Raw genomic sequence first — 17,240 nt, forward strand, 5'->3', positions numbered from 1 at the left:
GTGTCCGATCTTCACCCGTGTGTGCTTCCCCTCTGGCTGGTGGATACCCACCGCACACGCCCGGAAAGCGGGCTGGGGGTATGGTCGAGCGAGTCCATACCCGATCGTGACCGTACCTAGGCAGGAAACCGATGTCAGTGACCAGTGGGGCGGAGTCCGCCGAGCCGCTCGAGGTGTGGATCGATCAGGATCTGTGTACTGGCGACGGGATCTGCGCCCAGTACGCGCCGGAGGTCTTCGAACTGGATATCGACGGCCTGGCCTATGTGAAGGGCGAGGACGACGAATTGCGCCAGCAGCCGGGGCAGTCGGTTCCGGTTCCGCTGACGCTGCTTCAGGACGTGGTGGACTCGGCGCGCGAGTGCCCGGGCGACTGCATCCACGTGCGCCGGGTGGCGGACGGCGTCGAGGTGTACGGACCGGACGCGGACTAGCGGCGGTTGACGCCCGGTCGGCCGACGGGGCGTCAGGTGGCGCTGTTGGGCACGCTGTGCTCGGTGCGCGCGAAGCCGCCGCCGTGCCGGGTCCACTCCAGGCCGACGGTGGTGTCCGGGCAGCAGCGCGGCACGTCGGCACCGGAGTAGCCGCGGGCGGTGGCGGTGACGGTGCCGTCGGAGCGCAGCGCGAGCTTGGTGACGGAGTAGCCCTGATGCCAGTCGAGCAGGGTGTCCTGGATCCGCGGCGCTCCGTCGGGGCCGGCGGTGAGCAGGAAGACGCCGTCGGGGGCCGTGCCGTTGCCGGCCTGGCAGTGCGCGGCGGCGATGGTGGCGGGCACGCCGTCGCCGAGGTCGGCGGCGAAGCTGAGCGAGACCTGGACCGGGAACGGCCCGCAGTCCAGCGGCAGGACGGCGCCGGCCGGGTCGGGGGCGGCGCCGGCGGGCAGCGGCCTGGGGAGGTCGGCCGGGCCGGGCGCGGTGGCCGCGGCCGCGGTGCGCGCGGTGGGGGCGATGGCCATGACGGCGGCGACCAGGGCCGCGCAGCCGGCGGCGACGGCGCTCCAGCGCCAGGGGCCGGAGCGGACCGGCGGGCGCCCGGCCGACGGTTGCGGGTGGGCTGCCGTGCTGTCCGCGACGTCCGCTGCGCTGGGCAAAGAGGTCCCTCCACCGGCCGGGGTGTCTGTGCTGGGGGCAGCATCGTCGCACATCAGCGGCGCCCTGTCCGCACAGGGGTGCGGCCTGCCGGGCGGGTGTGCGGGTGCGCTGAAGGCCCATCGGATTCCGATGGGCCTTCAGCGGTCGGGCGGGGTCAGTCCTGGTCGATGACCGGGGTGGCGGTCTTGGCGACGGCCCGGGCGGCGGCGCGCTCGGCCAGGCTGGGCTGCGGCTTGTTGTCGTTGTCGAAGTCCTCGCCGTAGGCGCCCTTGGCGGGGCGCCGGTGGCGCAGCGGGGGCTCGACGCCGTCCGCCATCCGGCGGGCGGTGAGCAGGAAGCCGGTGTGGCCGATCATGCGGTGGTCCGGGCGGACGGCCAGGCCCTCCAGGTGCCAGGTGCGCACCATGGTCTCCCAGGCCTGCGGCTCGGTGAAGCTGCCGTGCTCGCGCAGCGCCTCGACGGTGCGCGACATCTGCGTGGTGGTGGCCACGTAGCAGCAGACCAGGCCGCCGGGGACGAGCGCCTTGGCGGCGACGTCCAGGCACTCCCAGGGGGCGAGCATGTCCAGGATGACCCGGTCGACGTCGGTCTCGACCAGGTTGTCCTGGAGGTCGCCCACGGTGAGCTTCCAGGCCGGGTGCGGGCCGCCGAAGTAGCGTTCGACGTTGCCGCGGGCGATGTCCGCGAAGTCCTGCCGGCGCTCGTAGGAGGCGAGCATGCCGGTGTCGCCGACGGCGCGCAGCAGGTAGCTGGAGAGCGCGCCGGAACCGACGCCCGCCTCCACCACCCTGGCGCCGGCGAAGATGTCGGCCATGGCCAGGATCTGCCCCGCGTCCTTGGGGTAGATGACGGCCGCACCGCGCGGCATGGACAGGACGTAGTCGGGGAGCAGGGGGCGCAGCGCGAGGTAGGGCACGTTGCCCGTGGTGCGGACCACGGTGCCCTCGGGCGAGCCGATCAGTTCGTCGTGCGGGAACGCACCCTTGTGGGTGTGGTAGTTCTTCCCGGCTTCGAGCGTGAACGTGTAGTGACGGCCCTTGGGGTCGGTCAGCTGTACCTGGTCCCCGACCTTGAATGGCCCCCGCCTGCGGGTGGCACCGGTCGGTTCGGACATGCGGACAATCCTATAGCGAAGCGGACCCCCGCCCCGACCACCGCCGCTGGGGCGGGCCCGGTCAGCGGCGGGCCAGGGCGGCGCTGAGCCGGCGTTCGACGTCGGCGACGGCGAGCACGCCGTAGACCCCGCCGTCCTCGGCGAGCACCAGGTACTCGCTGGCGGGGGTGGCGCGCAGGGCGGCGAGCAGGTCCTCGCCCTCCAGGCCGACGGGCAGCCGCAGGCCGGGTTCCAGGGAGCGGGCCAGGCCGCCGGAGGCCACCCAGGGGCGGCGGTGCTCGGGGATCTGGAGCACGGCGGACTCCTTGACCAGGGCGATCGGGTCGCCGTGGCCGTCGGTGATCACCACGGCGCCGGCCTCGGCCTCGCGGGCCCGGCGCAGCGCCTCGGCGATCGAGGTGTCGGCGCCGACCTGGACGGCCCGGCGGGTGAGGCCGCGCACGCCCAGGCCGGGCAGCGCCTCCTTGAGCCGGGCGTTGCGGACGGCGTTGCCCGCGCCGTTCCAGATCACCACGGCGAGCACGGCGGCCAGCGCGGTGTCGAGCAGCGACTCGCCGCCGCTGCGCTGGCCGCCGGAGTGGGCGTTGGCGTAGGCGGGCAGGCCGAAGAGGACCAGGACGGCGAGGGCCCGGCCGGCCCAGGCCGCGGCGACGGTGCCGGTCATCGCCCGGCCGGTGATGCCCCAGACCACGGCGCGCAGCATCCGGCCGCCGTCGAGCGGGAGTCCGGGGAGCAGGTTGAAGGCGGCGACCACCAGGTTGGCGACGGTGAGCCCGGCGAGCAGCACGCCGGGGACGGTCTCCAGTTCGACGGTGCGGGTGAGCAGGTAGCAGAGGCCGCCGAGGACCAGGGAGAGCAGCGGTCCGACGAAGGCGAGCCAGAACTCGCGGCCGGGGGTCTCGGCCTCCTTCTCGATCTCGGAGACGCCGCCGAAGAACTGCAGCTGGATCCGGCGCACGCCGAGCCGGTAGCGCAGCGCGACCAGCGTGTGGGCGAGTTCGTGGACCAGGACGGAGGCGTAGAAGGCGATCGCGAAGGAGAGCGCGATCAGGTAGCGGGTGAAGCCGAGGTCGGGCAGCACGCCGGCGAGCTGGTCGCCGAAGAGCCAGGTGATCAGGGCGGCGATCAGGAACCAGGAGGGCCCCACGTAGATCGGTACGCCGAACGGCCGGCCGACCAGGATGCCGCCGCCGGGGCGACGGGGGTCGCCGGAGCCGGGCCCGTCCTGCCCGTCCTGCTGGTCCTGCTGGTCCTGCGGCGAGCCGTCGGGGCCGGGCGGCCCCGGCGGCTGCTGGGAGGTCTGCTGTCCCATGGTGTCGCTCACCGTGGCCCCTTCACCCGTCGTCTGGTCCCGCGTCGTTCCACCGCTCTGCCCCCGAACGCTACGTGATGGGGGGCCGCGGCGCCGGGGACCCCTCGCTGGAGTCCTACCCACTTCGCGCCACCCCGCCGCTGTCGGCGGTCTGGCAGCAGGATGACAGCCGGACCCCATAGGGTCGGGTGCATGCAGCAGACCGAGACCGCCGAACCGACCGGCACCGACCGCGGGCCGGTGCCGCCGAGCGGCCTGTCCCCGTCGCGGGCCGGGGACTTCCTGACCTGCCCGTTGCTCTACCGGCTGCGGGTGATCGACCGGCTGCCGGAGCCGCCGAGCGCGGCCGCGACCCGCGGCACCCTGGTGCACGCCGTGCTGGAGCGGCTGTTCGACCACCCGGCGGACCGGCGGACCCCGGACGCGGCGCTGGCGCTGCTGCGCCCGCAGTGGGAGCGGCTGCTCGGTGAGCGGCCGGAGCTGGCGGGGCTGTTCCCGGAGGCGCCGGAGCAGGGCGGGGCCGAGCTGGCCCGCTGGCTGGCGGACGCGGAGAAGCTGCTGAACCAGTGGTTCCGCCTGGAGGATCCGACCCGGTTGGAGCCGGTGGAGCGGGAGCTCTACGTGGAGACGGTGCTGGAGTCGGGCCTGAAGCTGCGCGGCTACATCGACCGGGTGGACGTGGCGCCGACCGGTGAGGTGCGGCTGGTGGACTACAAGACCGGCCGCGCGCCCTCGCGGGACTTCGAGGGCAAGGCGATGTTCCAGATGAAGTTCTACGCCCTGGTGGTGTGGCGCTGGAAGGGCGTGCTGCCGAAGCGGCTGCAGCTGGTCTACCTGGGCGGCGGCGGGGAGGTGGTGACCTACGATCCGGACGAGGCGGACCTGCTCTCGGTGGAGCGCAAGCTGCTGGCGCTCTGGGAGGCGATCGGCCGGGCGGTGGCCACCGGTGACTTCCCGGCCACCCGCAACCGGCTCTGCGACTGGTGCGACCACCAGGCGAGCTGCCCGGAGTTCGGGGGGACTCCGCCGCCGTACCCGCTCCCCCTGCAGAAGACGGTGACGAGTATGACGAGCGAGGAGTCCTAGGTGACGATCCGTGTGCTGCTGGTCGACGACCAGCCACTGCTGCGCACCGGTTTCCGGATGATCCTGGAGGCCGAGGCGGACCTGGTGGTGGTGGGCGAGGCCGGGGACGGTCAGCAGGCGCTGGAACAGGTCCGGGCGCTGCAGCCGGACGTGGTGCTGATGGACATCCGGATGCCCCGGATGGACGGTGTGGAGGCGACCCGGCGGATCGTCGGGCCGGGCCGCGACGGGCCGGTGAAGGTGCTGGTGCTGACCACCTTCGACCTGGACGAGTACGTGGTGGAGGCGCTGCGCGCGGGCGCCAGCGGGTTCCTGCTGAAGGACGTGCCGGCCGAGGAGCTGGTGCAGGCGATCCGGGTGGTGGCGGACGGTGCGGCGATGCTGGCGCCGTCGATCACCCGGCGGCTGCTGGACATGTACGCCACCCGGCTGCCGGCCGGGGACGAGGCCCCCTCCCCCGCGCTGACGGCGCTGACCGAGCGGGAGATGGAGGTGCTGCGGCTGGTGGCCAAGGGCCTGTCGAACGCGGAGATCGCGGCCGAGCTGTTCGTCAGCGAGACCACGGTGAAGACCCACGTGGGGCACGTGCTGACCAAGCTGGGGCTGCGCGACCGGGTGCAGGCGGCGGTCTTCGCCTACGAGAGCGGCCTGGTCCGGCCGGGCGCGATGTGACCGGCCGCCGGGTGCCGTCCGGCTGCGGACGGCACCCGGCGGGGCGGCTCAGTCGCGGCCGATGGCCGCGAACCGGAAGTAGCCGGTGGAGTCCACCGTGCTGGCGACGCCCGTGATGTTCGGCCGGGCGGCGTAGAACGCGGTGTTCTGGAAGAGCGGCAGGATCGGCACCTCGGTGGCCAGCGTGTTCTGGATCGTGCCGAAGGTGCTGCCCGCGGCGGAGCGGTCGGCCTGCTTCAGCGTGTCGGGCACCAGCTTCTGGCTGATCTGCGGGTCGTCGAAGCCGTTGTGGAAGACGCCGCCGTCCACCACCAGCGGGACCACGAAGTCGTCCGCGTCGGGGTAGTCGGCGCTCCAGCCGATGGTGAAGGCCTGGAAGCTGCCGTCGGTCCAGCTCTTCTTGAAGGCCTCCCAGTCGGTCACCTGGTTGACCGTCACCTGGAACAGGCCGCCGGCCTCCAGCTGGCGCTTGATCGCCTCGGCCTCGGCGTCCTTGGCCCGGGCCCGGGACCAGGTCAGGTTGAACTTGACCGGGGTCTGGATCTTGGCGGCGGCCAGGATCGCCTTGGCCTTGGCCAGGTCGGGCTGGCCGTAGCGGTCGTAGAAGGCGGTGTTGTGGCCGGTGATGCCGGCCGGGACCACCGAGTAGAGCGGCTCGGCGGTGTGCTGGTAGACGTCGCGGGCGATCGCCTGCCGGTCGAGCAGCTGGGCCACGGCCTGCCGCACGGCCTGCTGGCCGGTGGTGGCGTCCTTGGTGTTGAAGACCATGAAGCGGGTGTCGCCGCTGTCGGCGGTGGTGACCTTCAGGCCGTCCTTGCCGGTCCGCTGGTCGCTGAGCAGCTGGGCGGCGGCGGCCGGGTCCAGGCTGTTGTCGGTGAGGTCGACGGTGCCGCTGTCCAGGGCGGACTTGAGCTGGCCCGGGTCGGTGAAGAAGCGGACCGCGAACTTGTGGTTCTTGAGCTGCTGGTCGCCCTTGTACTTGCCGTTGGCGGTGAGGGTGATCCTGCCGATGCTCTTGGCGCCGCCGTCGGTGGTCTCCTCGATCGAGGAGACGGCGTAGGGGCCGGAGCCGACCAGCTTGTCATTGGACAGTTCCCTGTCGGCGGGGAAGACCTGGTGGTCGACGATCACGCCGGCGCCGCCGGCCAGCTTGTCGGGCAGCACCGCGTCGGGCTGGGAGAGGTGGAAGACCACCTCGGTGTCGCTGGTGGCCTCGACCGACTTGACGGTGTCGAAGAGCGAGGAGGGCCCGTTCGGGTCCTTGATCGCCTTCATCCGGTCCATCGAGAAGGCGACGTCCTTGGCGGTCAGCGGGTGGCCGTTGGAGAAGGTCAGCCCGGTGCGCATGGTGCAGTGGTAGGTCATCGCGTCGGTGCCGGTGAACTCGCAGGACTGGGCCGCGTCGGGCTGCGGCACGGTGCCGCCGGCGGGGAAGCGGAGCAGGCCCTGGAAGGTGTTCTCCAGGATCAGCCAGGAGCCGAGGTCGTAGGCGCCGGCCGGGTCCAGCACCTCGGTGCTGTTGACGGTGCCGAGGGTGATCGGGGCGGAGCCGCTGTCGCCGGCTATCGACTTGACGGAGCCGCAGCCGGTCATGGCGGTGGCGAGCAGCGCGGCGGAGCCGAGGGCGGCCAGCCCGCGGGGGGCGCGGCTGAGGGCAGGACTCATGCGTTCCTTCTCGGTGCAGGCCGGCCGCGGGTGGGCCGGCGGGCGGCCGCCGCACGGCTCCTGGTGGGAGCCCGCGCCGGCCCGGCCGCCTCGGTGTCGGGATGGACCGAAGCAGCCTGCCACACCACGGGAACAGGGCTGACCGGCCAGCGGACGGGCGGTCAGCGGATTCCCAGGAAAAGCTGTCGAGTTGTCAGCGCTTGTCCCGATTTACCCGCATAGCCACGTACATGACATATCGCCCGGATGCCGAGAAGGAGACGAGCGTCACACGTGGAGCGGGCCAGGCCCTCAGACCGGGGCCGGCACCAGCGAGCGCAGCAGGGCCAGGTCCAGCTCCGCCAAGGAGCCCAGCACCAGCCGGCCGGGCCCGGGCGGGATCGGCGCCACCGAGGGCACCGCGACCACCTGGCAGCCGGCCGCCTCGCCCGCCTGCACCCCGAGCGGCGCGTCCTCGATCACCACGCAGCGGGCCGGCTCGGCGCCGAACCGGGAGGCGGCCAGCAGGTAGGGGTCGGGATTGGGCTTGGTCCTGGCCACCTCGTCACCGGCCACCGAGAAGGCGAACGGGTGGTCGCCGAGGTTCTTCAGCACCAGGTCGATGATCCGCCGGTGCGAGGCGGAGACCAGCGCGGCGGGGATGCCGTTCTCCCGCAGCAGCGCCAGCAGTTCGGCCGCGCCCGGCATCAGCGGCGCGCCGCCGTCCAGCAGCTCGGTGAACCGCCCGTTGATCCGGTCGGCCAGCTCCTCCCGCGGGATCTCCAGCCCGGTCAGCGCCAGCAGGTAGTCCATCACCCGGGTCATCGGGCCGCCGACCAGCTGGGCCCGGTGCTCCTCGCCCAGCGGGTGGCCCAGGTCGGCGAAGAGCGAGGACTCGGCGTGCCACCAGAAGTCCTCGGTGTCCACCAGGGTGCCGTCCATGTCCACCAGGACCGCCTGCAGCCCGCTCCCCCCGTGCTCGCCGAGGGCCGGGCTGGTGGTGTCGACGGTGGTCATGCGGCACTCCCCTTCGCTGCGCGGCCCCCGCCCGGGAAGACGGGGGCCGTCCAGCATACGCGCGGCCCGGCGAAGTGCTCGTGATCGCGGGGTTACCGCGCGTTGAAGTACTTCGCCTCGGGGTGGTGGATGACGATCGCGTCGGTGGACTGCTCCGGGTGCAGCTGGAACTCCTCGGAGAGCACCACGCCGATCCGCTCCGGGCGCAGCAGCTCGGCGATCTTGGCGCGGTCCTCCAGCTCCGGGCAGGCGCCGTAGCCGAGCGAGAACCGGGCGCCGCGGTACTTCAGCTGGAACATGTCCCGGACGTCCTGCGGGTCCTCCTCGCCGAAGCCCAGCTCGAACCGGACCCGGGCGTGCCAGAACTCGGCCAGCGCCTCGGCCAGCTGCACCGACAGGCCGTGCAGCTCCAGGTAGTCGCGGTAGGAGTTGCCCGCGAACAGCTCGTTGGCGGCCTCGGAGACCCGGTTGCCCATGGTCACCACCTGGAGGCCGACCACGTCCCGCTCGCCGGACTCCTCCGGGCGGAAGAAGTCGGCCAGGCAGAGCCGGCGGCCGCGGCGCTGGCGCGGGAAGGTGAACCGGGTCCGCTCGGTGGCCCCGTCCTCGTGGTAGACGATCAGGTCGTCGCCCTTGGAGGCGGCCGGGAAGTAGCCGTAGACCACGGCCGGCTCCAGCCAGCCCTCGGTCTGCAGCCGGTCCAGCCACATCCGCAGCCGCGGCCGGCCCTCGGTCTCCACCAGCTCCTCGTAGGAGGGGCCGCCGGTGCGCGCCGCCTTCAGGCCCCACTGGCCCTTGAAGAGCGCGTCCTCGTCCAGCCAGGAGGCGTAGTCGGCGAACGGGACGCCGCGGATGATCCGGTCGCCCCAGAACGGCGGGGCCGGCACCCGGTTGTCCACCGCCACGTCGGAGCGGATCTGGCCGAGGTTGACCTCCTCCGGCTCCTCCACCTCGACCCGGGCGTGCCGGCGCTGGCGCAGCTCGGGCAGTGCGGCGCCGGGCACCCCGCGCTTGATCCCGATCAGCGCGTCCATCAGCCGCAGGCCCTCGAAGGCGTCCCGGGCGTAGCGCACCTCGCCCTGGTAGATCTCGTGCAGGTCCTGCTCCACGTAGGCCCGGGTGAGCGCCGCGCCGCCGAGGATCACCGGGAACCGGCCGGCCAGCTTGCGCTGGTTCAGCTCCTCCAGGTTCTCCTTCATGATCACGGTGGACTTGACCAGCAGGCCGGACATCCCGATCACGTCGGCGTTGTGCTCCTGGGCGGCGTCCAGGATCGCCGAGACCGGCTGCTTGATGCCCAGGTTGACCACGGTGTAGCCGTTGTTGGAGAGGATGATGTCGACCAGGTTCTTGCCGATGTCGTGGACGTCGCCCTTGACGGTGGCCAGCACGATGGTGCCCTTGCCCTCGTCCTCGGACTTCTCCATGTGCGGCTCCAGGTGGGCCACCGCGGTCTTCATCACCTCGGCGGACTGCAGCACGAAGGGCAGCTGCATCTGGCCGGAGCCGAACAGCTCGCCGACCACCTTCATGCCCTCGAGCAGCACCTCGTTGACGATCTCCAGCGCCGGACGGGCCGTCAGGGCCTCGTCCAGGTCGGCCTCCAGGCCCTTGCGCTCGCCGTCGATGATCCGGCGCTGCAGCCGCTCCTCCAGCGGGAGCGCGGCCAGCTCCTCGGCCTTGGAGGCGGCGGTGGAGGCGGTGGAGACGCCCTCGAAGAGCTGCAGCAGGCGCTGCAGCGGGTCGTAGCCCTCCCGGCGCCGGTCGTAGACCAGGTCCAGCGCGGCCTCCCGCTGCTCCTCCGGGATCCGGGCGATCGGCAGGATCTTGGAGGCGTGCACGATCGCCGAGTCCAGGCCGGCCTGCACGCACTCGTGCAGGAAGACCGAGTTGAGCACCTGGCGGGCGGCCGGGGAGAGGCCGAAGGAGATGTTGGAGAGGCCGAGCGTGGTCTGCACGTCCGGGTGGCGGCGCTTCAGCTCGCGGATCGCCTCGATGGTCTCCAGGCCGTCCTTGCGGGACTCCTCCTGCCCGGTGGCCAGGGTGAAGGCCAGGCAGTCAACCAGGATGGAGGACTCGGCGATGCCGTACTCCCGGCCCAGCTGCTCGATCAGCCGCTCGGCGATCGCCACCTTGGTCTCGGCGGTGCGGGCCTGGCCCTGCTCGTCGATGGTCAGCGCGATCAGCGCGGCGCCGTGCTCGCGGGCCAGCGCGGCGATCCGGCCGAACCGGGTCTCCGGGCCGTCGCCGTCCTCGTAGTTGACCGAGTTGAGCACCGCGCGCCCGCCCAGCATCTCCAGGCCGGCCCGCAGCACCTGCGGCTCGGTGGAGTCCAGCACGATCGGCAGGGTGGAGGCGGTGGCCAGCCGGCCGGCGATCTCCTTCATGTCGGCCACGCCGTCCCGGCCGACGTAGTCCACGCACAGGTCGAGCAGGTGCGAGCCGTCCCGGATCTGGTCCCGGGCGATCTCCACGCAGGCCTGCCAGTCGCCGGCCAGCATCGACTCGCGGAACTTCTTGGAGCCGTTGGCGTTGGTCCGCTCGCCGATCGCCAGGTAGGAGGTGTCCTGGCGGAACGGGACCGGCTGGTAGAGCGAGGCGGCGGCGGGCTCCGGGCGGGGGTCGCGGGCGGCCACCGGGCGGCCCTGCAGCCGCTCGACCACCTGGCGCAGGTGCTCGGGGGTGGTGCCGCAGCAGCCGCCGACCAGCGAGAGGCCGTACTCGCGGACGAAGGTGTCGTGCGCGTCGGCCAGCTCCTCGGGGGCCAGCGGGTAGTAGGCGCCGTCCTTGGTGAGCACCGGCAGGCCGGCGTTCGGCATGCAGGACAGGCCGATCCGGGCGTTCTTCGCCAGGTAGCGCAGGTGCTCGCTGTACTCCTCGGGCCCGGTGGCGCAGTTCAGGCCGATGTAGTCGATGCCCAGCGGCTCCAGCGCGGTGAGCGCGGCGCCGATCTCCGAGCCGAGCAGCATGGTGCCGGTGGTCTCCACCGTCACGTGCACCACGACCACCAGGTCGAGCCCGGCCTCGGTCAGCGCGTCCTGGCAGCCGAGCACGGCGGCCTTGGTCTGCAGCAGGTCCTGGCTGGTCTCGATCAGCAGCGCGTCGACGCCGCCGGCGATCAGGCCGGCCGCGTTCTGCCGGAAGCCCTCGCGGACCGCCTCGAAGGTGACGTGGCCGAGCGTGGGCAGCTTGGTGCCGGGGCCGATCGAGCCGAGCACCCAGCGGGTCCGGCCGTCGGCGGCGAACTCGTCGGCCACCTCGCGGGCGATCCGGGCGCCGGCCTCGGAGAGCTCGAAGATCCGCTCCGGGATGTCGTACTCGCCGAGCGCGCTCAGGTTGGTGCCGAAGGTGTTGGTCTCCACGCAGTCGACGCCGACCGCGAAGTACTCCCGGTGCACGCCGCGCACGATGTCGGGGCGGGTCACGTTGAGGACCTCGTTGCAGCCCTCCAGGTCCTGGAAGTCCGCCAGCGTCGGGTTCTGCGCCTGCAGCATGGTGCCCATCGCCCCGTCGGCGACCACCACCCGGGTGGCGAGGGCTTCGCGCAGCTCGTTCGCACGGGACTGCTGGGCGGATGTGGGGACACTGGTGGCCATGGGGCTGCTCCCTGGGTGCGACGGCTGTCGGCTATGCGCTCCCCCTGACGGGGATGCACGTCGTCAGCGTATCCGCCCGAGGGCCCCGCCATGCACGGCATTCCGTATGGTGGGCTCTTCGAGGGAGGGGCCGTTTTGACTGTTTCGCAGGCTTTCCGCCGGTTCGGCTCGTGGATACGGAGGCGGCGCCGCCGCTTGGCGCTGGTTTCCGCCCTGCTGGCCACGCTGCTGGTGCTGCCGTTCGGGGTGGCCGCGCTCGCCCTCTGGTGGGCGGGGGCCGGGGATCCGGACGCCCGGGCGCGCAGCCGCGGGCGGGACGCGGTCTGGCTCGGCCACGCCTGGGTGGACGGCCGCAAGGGCCCGGCGGACCTGGCCGGTCTCCCGCAGCTGGTCCGCGGCGGCGTCCGCGACCTCTACGTGCACGCCGGCCCGCTGGAGCACGACGGCTCGCTGCGGGCCGACCGCTACCCCGCCGCCGCCCAGCTGGTCGCGGCCGTGCACCGGGAGCTGCCCGGGGTGCGGGTGCAGGCCTGGCTGGGCGACCTGGTGGCGCCGGAGAGCCCGGAGGGGCTGCACCTGGACGACCCGGTGGTGCGCGGCCGGATCGTGGATTCGGCCCGGCAGGTGCTGGACGCCGGCTTCGACGGGGTGCACTACGACCTGGAGCCGGTGCACTCCGGCTCGGCCGGGTTCCTCCAGCTGCTGGACGCCACCCGCGCCGTCACCTCGGCCCGCTCGGCGCCGCTCTCGGCGGCCGCCCCGCAGATCGACCCTCCCCCGCCCTTCGGGCGGTGGTACCCCCATCCGGCGCCGCACTCGGTGGCCGCGCTCACCGGCCACCCCAAGTGGTGGTCGCAGCAGTACTTCGGCGAGGTGGCCCGGCGGGTCGACCAGATCGCCGTGATGTCCTACGACACCGGCATGCCGCTGCCCTCGCTCTACCGCGGCTACGTCGCCCAGCAGACCGGGCTGGCGCTGCAGGCGGTGCCGGAGTCGGTGGACCTGCTGATGGGCCTGCCCGCCTACTGGGCCGACGAGTGGGGGCACCGCGGCTCGGCCGAGACCGTGCCGGCGGCGGTGGCCGGGGTGCGCAAGGGCCTGTCCGACCGGGCGCCGGACCGGCAGAACATCGGCGTGGCGCTCTACGCCGACTTCTCCGCCACGGACCGGGACTGGGCCGCCTACCGGCGCGACTGGTGCCTGTTGGCGAGCTGACGGACCGTCCGTAGGGTGGCGGGATGAGCGACGACCTCTCCGCGGTGGAGCCGCGCCGGGACCCGGACGGCTTCCGCACGCACCACGGGCTGACCTACGCGGAGCCGCTGGGCTTCCGCCCGCTGCTGCTCGACCTGCACCACCCGGGCGGCCCCGCGCCGGTGCCGCTGGTGGTCTGGCTGCACGGCGGCGGCTTCCAGTCCGGCGACCGGCGCTACCCGCCGCGGACGGTGCCGCCGGGGCTGCTCTGGCGGGCGCTGACCCGCGCCGGGCTGGCGGTGGCCACCATCGACTACCGGCTCTCCGGCGAGGCGCGGTTCCCGGCCCAGCTGGACGACATCGCGGCGGCGCTGGCCTTCCTGCGCCGCAACGCCGGGCAGCTCGGGCTGGACGCCGGGCGGATCGGCACCTGGGGCGAGTCGGCCGGCGGCGCACTGGCCGCGCTGGCCGCCTTCGCCGACCCCGGGGTGCGGGCCGCCGCGCTCTGGTATCCGGTGACGGACATGCTGGCCCGCCACCCGCACGACGCGGACTCCTCCGAGGGCCGGCTGCTCGGCGGCGTCCCGTCCGAGCTGCCCGGGCTCGCCGCCCGGGCCAGCGCGGTGGCCCAGGTGCCGGCCGAGCCGCCCGCGGTGCTGCTGCAGCACGGCGCGGCCGACACCGTCGCCCCGCCCGAGCACAGCGAGCGGCTGCACGAGGCGCTGCTGGCGGCGGGCGGGCGCACCGAGCTGGAGCTGGTGCCCGGCGCCGAACACATCTGGGCCGGCGCCGAGCCGCGGGTGCCGGAGCTGGTGGACCGCGCGGTGGCGTTCCTCGCCCGCGAGCTGGTCTGACGCCGCATCGGCTGCCGGTGCGGCGTCAGACCGTGGTGGGTCAGCTGAAGTCGAGGTCGCCGGTGCGGGTGCGCTTCAGCTCGAAGAACTTCGGGTAGCCGGCCAGCAGCCGGGCGCCGTCGAAGACCTTGACGGCGTCCTCGCCGCGCGGGATCGCGGTCAGCACGGGGCCGAAGAAGGCCACCCCGTCGATGTGCAGGGTCGGGGTGCCGACGTCCTCGCCGACCGGGTCCATGCCCTCGTGGTGGCTGCGCTTCAGCGCCTCGTCGTACTCGGTGCTCTTCGCGGCCTCGGCGAGCTCGGCGGGCAGGCCGAGCTCGGCCAGCGCCTCGGCGATCACCGCGTCGAAGTCCTTGTTGCCCTGGTTGTGGATCCGGGTGCCGAGCGCGGTGTAGAGGTCGCGCAGCACCTCGGGGCCGTGCTTCTCGGCGGCGGCGATGCAGACCCGGACCGGGCCCCAGCCGACGTCCATCAGGTCCCGGTACTGCTGCGGCAGGTCACGGCCGGTGTTCAGCACCGACAGGCTCATCACCCGGAAGTGCAGGTCCAGTTCGCGGTGCTGCTCGACCTCCAGGATCCAGCGGGAGGTGATCCAGGCGAACGGGCAGATCGGGTCGAAGTAGAAGTCGACCCGGGTGGGCGTGCTCTGGTCATTGGTCATGGGGCCACCCTAATCCCGGCCGGGAGCCGTGGTCAGTGGTGGAAGAGCCGCAGGCCGGTGCGGACCAGGGTGATGCCCAGTTCCGCGCAGGCCGCGGCGACCTCCGCCGAGCGGACCGAGCCGCCGGGCTCGACGATGGCGGCCGCGCCGTGCCGGTGCGCGTGGTCCACGTTGTCGCGGAACGGCAGCGCGCCGTCCGAGACGAAGGTGACCCCGGAGAGCCGGGCCAGCCAGGCGGCCCGGTCGGCCGGGCCCAGCGGGTCGGCGGCGGCGGTGAGCGCGGCGGCGAACCGCTGCTGCTCGTCGGCGGTGAGGTCGCCGTCCAGGTAGCGGATCCGCCAGTTGACCCGGTCCTGGCGGCGCACCTCCTCGCGGAAGGCGAGCGCCCGCACTGCCGGGTGGCGGCGCAGCCACCAGCTGTCGGTCTTGGCCCCGGCCAGCCGGGTGCAGTCCACCCGGGACTGCTGGCCGGCGCCGATCCCGACGGCCACCCCGTCGTGCAGGTAGCAGACCGAGTTCGACTGGGTGTACCGGAGCACGGCCAGGCCGAGCAGCGCGTCCGCCTCGGCGGCGGGCGGCAGCGCGCCGCCCAGCAGCGCGGGGGTGAGCTCGGTGGTGTCGCGCTGCTGGGTGAGCCGCAGGCCCAGCAGCTCGCGGGTCTCCTCGACGGGCGGCTCGACGGCCGGGTCGGCCTCCAGCACCAGGAACCGGCCGCCCTTCTTGCGGCTCAGCCGGGCCACCGCGCCGGGCTCGTAGCCGGGCGCCACGATGCCGTCGCTGACCAGGCCGCCCAGCAGTTCGGCCAGGCGCGGCGAGACCGGGTGGGAGAGCGCCACCAGGTCGCCGTAGGAGGACTTGGGGTCGGCGTCGCGGGCCCGCAGGTAGGCGGCGGCGGTCTCGTCCAGGCTTGCCGGGTCGATGCCGTAGGGCTCGGTGACGGCCGGGTCCACCGGGCCGGCCAGCGCGGCGCCGGCCGGAGAGACGTGCTTGAAGGAGGCGGCGGCCACCCGGCCGGTGGCCCGGTGCGCCTCCCTGACGAGCTGCCAGGCGTTGAGGGCGTCGAGGAGGTTGATCAGCGAGGGCTCGCCGTTGACCACCCGCAGCGGCCACCGGCCGGGCTGCACGGGTTCGGCGGGGGCGGCCTGCTGGTGCGGGTTCATGCCGTAGCGCAAGCGCATGCGGGGCTCCTGTGGCGTCAGCTGACGGTGCGTTGGTGAGCTGACGGGGCGCCCAGGCGGTCGACGCGCACATCGGGGTCGGTCGGCGGCCGCTCCCCGGTGGTGCCCCACCCTCGCCAGTCGCGGCCGGTCCGGAGTATACGCAGCGCGGCAGTTGCCGCCGTCGCCCGGCCGGTGCGGGATGATCGGGGGCGGGGGGCCGCGATCCGCTGCGGCCGGAGCCGACCGGAGGGGACATGAACGGCGAGCCGTCCGCACCGCTGCTGGTGCTCTGGGACATCGACCACACCTTGATCGACGGCGGCACGGTGGCCCGCCGGGCCTACGCGGCCGCCTTCCAACGGGCCACCGGCCTGCCGCTGACCAAGGCCTGGAGCTTCGACGGGCGGACCGAGACGGCCGCGATGACCGAGGTGCTGCGGGCGCACGACCTGGATCCGGGGGCCGGCCTGCTCGCCACCTTCATGGACCTGCTGGTGGCGGAGATGCGGGAGCGCGCGGACGACCTGGCCGACGAGGGCCGGGCGCTGCCGGGGGCCCGGGAGGCGCTGCGGACGCTGGCCGGGGTCGGCGGGGTGCGGCAGTCGGTGCTGACCGGCAACCTGCAGGCGCTGGCGGTGCTGAAGCTGAGCGCCTTCGGCCTGACCGAGCACCTGGACCTGCGGTTCGGCGCCTACGGCGAGGACGCCTACGAGCGCACCGACCTGCCGGCGCACGCCTTCGACCGGGCCGAGCGGGTGCTCGGGCGGCGGTTCGCCGGCGCCGAGACGGTGGTGGTCGGCGACACCGTGCGCGACGTGCTGACGGCCCGGGCGGTCGGCGCCCGCGCGGTCGCGGTGGCCACCGGCGCCGTCCCGGCGCCGGAGCTGGCCGCGGCGGGGGCGGACGTGGTGCTGCCGGACCTGGCGGACACCGCCGCGGTGCTGGCGGCGGTCACCGGGCAGCGGCCGTAAATCCGCTTGCCCGGACCGGGCACCGGTGGTGGGCTGGGCGGATGGACAACGAAGCGGTACTCGCCCGGTACGACCAGGAGCTGCGCCGGGAGGCGGAGTCGGACGGGCCGGGGGCCGTGGTCGAGCGCACCGGCTCGGTGGTGCGGCAGGACGGCGGTGAGCTGGGCTGGTCGGCGGTGCTCTGGTCCGGCCTGGACGAGGCCGGGGCGGACGCCGCCATCGCCGAGCAGGTGCGCTGGTTCGCCGCCCAGGGGCGGGAGTTCGAGTGGAAGCACTACAGCCACGACCGCCCGGCCGACCTGCCCGAGCGGCTGCTGGCGGCGGGCTTCACGGCCGAGCCCTCGGAGACCCTGATGGTGGCCGAGGCCGCCGGGCAAACCGCCGAGGTGGCGCTGCCGGACGGGGTGCGGCTGCGCACCGCGACCGACGAGGAGGGCGTCCGGCAGCTCTCCGAGGTGCACCGGGCGGCCTTCGGCGAGCACGCCGACCGCTTCGAGGCGCAGCTGCTGGCCCAGCTCGCGGAGTCGCCCGGGACGCTGACCGTGGTGCTGGCGATGGCCGGTGGCCGGGCGGTCGGCGGGGCCCGGATGGAGACCCTGCCCGGGGTCTCCTTCGCCGGGCTGTGGGGCGGCGGCACGCTGCCCGAGTGGCGCGGCAAGGGGCTCTACCGGGCGTTGGTGGCCGAGCGGGCCCGGGCGGCGGTGGCCCGCGGCTACCGCTACCTCCAGGTGGACGCGCTCCCCACCAGCCGGCCGATCCTGGAGCGGCTGGGCTTCACGGCGCTGACCACCACCACGCCGTTCACCTGGTCGCCCGGGGCCTGACGGGCCCGGAACGCCTGACGGGCCGCCACCCGCTGCTGCGGGTG

At 73.8% G+C, this 17,240-nt stretch carries 15 protein-coding genes; 7 read left to right on the forward strand and 8 right to left on the reverse strand.

The features are described 5' to 3' along the window. Positions 1-131 precede the first annotated feature (131 nt). Positions 132-434 carry a ferredoxin gene (locus tag ACFYNO_RS00525; RefSeq protein ID WP_388002807.1) on the forward strand — a complete coding sequence of 101 codons (303 nt, stop codon included), beginning with the start codon at positions 132-134 and terminating at the stop codon, positions 432-434. Between the two features lie 32 nt (positions 435-466). Here ACFYNO_RS00525 and ACFYNO_RS00530 read toward each other — a convergent pair whose 3' ends face one another. The 3 genes from ACFYNO_RS00530 to ACFYNO_RS00540 all read right to left on the reverse strand — a co-directional run bounded on the left by ACFYNO_RS00530 (position 467) and on the right by ACFYNO_RS00540 (position 3,517). Continuing rightward, positions 467-1,090, reverse strand: coding sequence for a hypothetical protein (locus tag ACFYNO_RS00530; RefSeq protein WP_388002810.1), 624 nt, complete (start codon positions 1,088-1,090; stop codon positions 467-469). 155 nt (positions 1,091-1,245) lie between these two features. Further along, positions 1,246-2,205, reverse strand: coding sequence for a tRNA (adenine-N1)-methyltransferase (locus ACFYNO_RS00535; protein ID WP_388002813.1), 960 nt, complete (start codon positions 2,203-2,205; stop codon positions 1,246-1,248). Positions 2,206-2,266: 61 nt separating this feature from the next. Beyond that, entirely contained in the window at positions 2,267-3,517 is a 1,251-nt protein-coding gene (locus ACFYNO_RS00540; RefSeq protein ID WP_388004278.1) for a site-2 protease family protein, read from the reverse strand. A gap of 192 nt (positions 3,518-3,709) precedes the next feature. On the opposite strand from ACFYNO_RS00540, the gene ACFYNO_RS00545 reads away from it, so the two are divergent. Further along, positions 3,710-4,603: a RecB family exonuclease gene (locus ACFYNO_RS00545; protein WP_388002816.1), complete on the forward strand. Its 894-nt coding sequence runs from the start codon at positions 3,710-3,712 to the stop codon at positions 4,601-4,603. Then, a complete protein-coding gene (locus ACFYNO_RS00550; protein WP_388002819.1) occupies positions 4,604-5,275 on the forward strand; it encodes a response regulator in 672 nt (223 codons plus the stop codon). It abuts the gene before it with no gap. 48 nt (positions 5,276-5,323) lie between these two features. Here ACFYNO_RS00550 and ACFYNO_RS00555 read toward each other — a convergent pair whose 3' ends face one another. The 3 genes from ACFYNO_RS00555 to metH all read right to left on the reverse strand — a co-directional run bounded on the left by ACFYNO_RS00555 (position 5,324) and on the right by metH (position 11,532). Further along, the gene (locus tag ACFYNO_RS00555; protein ID WP_388002822.1) at positions 5,324-6,940 is read right to left on the reverse strand and encodes an ABC transporter substrate-binding protein; all 1,617 of its coding nucleotides are present in this window, start codon (positions 6,938-6,940) and stop codon (positions 5,324-5,326) included. Positions 6,941-7,231: 291 nt separating this feature from the next. Then, positions 7,232-7,936, reverse strand: coding sequence for an HAD family hydrolase (locus tag ACFYNO_RS00560; protein WP_388002825.1), 705 nt, complete (start codon positions 7,934-7,936; stop codon positions 7,232-7,234). A 92-nt stretch (positions 7,937-8,028) separates the two neighbouring features. Continuing rightward, positions 8,029-11,532: a methionine synthase gene (gene metH, locus ACFYNO_RS00565; RefSeq protein ID WP_388002828.1), complete on the reverse strand. Its 3,504-nt coding sequence runs from the start codon at positions 11,530-11,532 to the stop codon at positions 8,029-8,031. Positions 11,533-11,727: 195 nt separating this feature from the next. Here metH and ACFYNO_RS00570 point away from each other — a divergent pair, with 195 nt between their 5' ends. Next, positions 11,728-12,747: a hypothetical protein gene (locus ACFYNO_RS00570; protein WP_388002831.1), complete on the forward strand. Its 1,020-nt coding sequence runs from the start codon at positions 11,728-11,730 to the stop codon at positions 12,745-12,747. 23 nt (positions 12,748-12,770) lie between these two features. Then, on the forward strand, positions 12,771-13,580 hold the full coding sequence (locus ACFYNO_RS00575) for an alpha/beta hydrolase fold domain-containing protein (protein ID WP_388002834.1): 810 nt from the start codon (positions 12,771-12,773) through the stop codon (positions 13,578-13,580). A 40-nt stretch (positions 13,581-13,620) separates the two neighbouring features. Here ACFYNO_RS00575 and ACFYNO_RS00580 read toward each other — a convergent pair whose 3' ends face one another. Both ACFYNO_RS00580 and ACFYNO_RS00585 read right to left on the reverse strand, forming a co-directional pair. Beyond that, a complete protein-coding gene (locus tag ACFYNO_RS00580) occupies positions 13,621-14,241 on the reverse strand; it encodes a disulfide bond formation protein DsbA (RefSeq protein ID WP_388002837.1) in 621 nt (206 codons plus the stop codon). Positions 14,242-14,273: 32 nt separating this feature from the next. After that, positions 14,274-15,419 carry a phosphoribosylaminoimidazolecarboxamide formyltransferase gene (locus ACFYNO_RS00585; protein ID WP_388002840.1) on the reverse strand — a complete coding sequence of 382 codons (1,146 nt, stop codon included), beginning with the start codon at positions 15,417-15,419 and terminating at the stop codon, positions 14,274-14,276. Between the two features lie 236 nt (positions 15,420-15,655). On the opposite strand from ACFYNO_RS00585, the gene ACFYNO_RS00590 reads away from it, so the two are divergent. Both ACFYNO_RS00590 and ACFYNO_RS00595 read left to right on the forward strand, forming a co-directional pair. Further along, positions 15,656-16,372, forward strand: coding sequence for an HAD family hydrolase (locus tag ACFYNO_RS00590; RefSeq protein WP_388002842.1), 717 nt, complete (start codon positions 15,656-15,658; stop codon positions 16,370-16,372). A 41-nt stretch (positions 16,373-16,413) separates the two neighbouring features. Beyond that, the gene (locus ACFYNO_RS00595) at positions 16,414-17,196 is read left to right on the forward strand and encodes a GNAT family N-acetyltransferase (RefSeq protein ID WP_388002844.1); all 783 of its coding nucleotides are present in this window, start codon (positions 16,414-16,416) and stop codon (positions 17,194-17,196) included. Positions 17,197-17,240 lie beyond the last annotated feature (44 nt).

The organism is Kitasatospora sp. NPDC006697, assembly GCF_042869935.1.
Taxonomy (GTDB): Bacteria; Actinomycetota; Actinomycetes; order Streptomycetales; family Streptomycetaceae; genus Kitasatospora.

Bases quoted from the DNA above. Each gene is read 5' to 3' on its own strand.
- ACFYNO_RS00560 (WP_388002825.1), bottom strand. From the start codon at position 7,936: ATGACCACCGTCGACACCACCAGCCCGGCCCTCGGCGAGCACGGGGGG.
- ACFYNO_RS00590 (WP_388002842.1), top strand. From the start codon at position 15,656: ATGAACGGCGAGCCGTCCGCACCGCTGCTGGTGCTCTGGGACATCGAC.
- ACFYNO_RS00580 (WP_388002837.1), bottom strand. From the start codon at position 14,241: ATGACCAATGACCAGAGCACGCCCACCCGGGTCGACTTCTACTTCGAC.
- ACFYNO_RS00535 (WP_388002813.1), bottom strand. From the start codon at position 2,205: ATGTCCGAACCGACCGGTGCCACCCGCAGGCGGGGGCCATTCAAGGTC.
- ACFYNO_RS00595 (WP_388002844.1), top strand. From the start codon at position 16,414: ATGGACAACGAAGCGGTACTCGCCCGGTACGACCAGGAGCTGCGCCGG.
- ACFYNO_RS00575 (WP_388002834.1), top strand. From the start codon at position 12,771: ATGAGCGACGACCTCTCCGCGGTGGAGCCGCGCCGGGACCCGGACGGC.
- metH (WP_388002828.1), bottom strand. From the start codon at position 11,532: ATGGCCACCAGTGTCCCCACATCCGCCCAGCAGTCCCGTGCGAACGAG.
- ACFYNO_RS00525 (WP_388002807.1), top strand. From the start codon at position 132: ATGTCAGTGACCAGTGGGGCGGAGTCCGCCGAGCCGCTCGAGGTGTGG.
- ACFYNO_RS00585 (WP_388002840.1), bottom strand. From the start codon at position 15,419: ATGCGCTTGCGCTACGGCATGAACCCGCACCAGCAGGCCGCCCCCGCC.
- ACFYNO_RS00555 (WP_388002822.1), bottom strand. From the start codon at position 6,940: ATGAGTCCTGCCCTCAGCCGCGCCCCCCGCGGGCTGGCCGCCCTCGGC.
- ACFYNO_RS00545 (WP_388002816.1), top strand. From the start codon at position 3,710: ATGCAGCAGACCGAGACCGCCGAACCGACCGGCACCGACCGCGGGCCG.
- ACFYNO_RS00540 (WP_388004278.1), bottom strand. From the start codon at position 3,517: ATGGGACAGCAGACCTCCCAGCAGCCGCCGGGGCCGCCCGGCCCCGAC.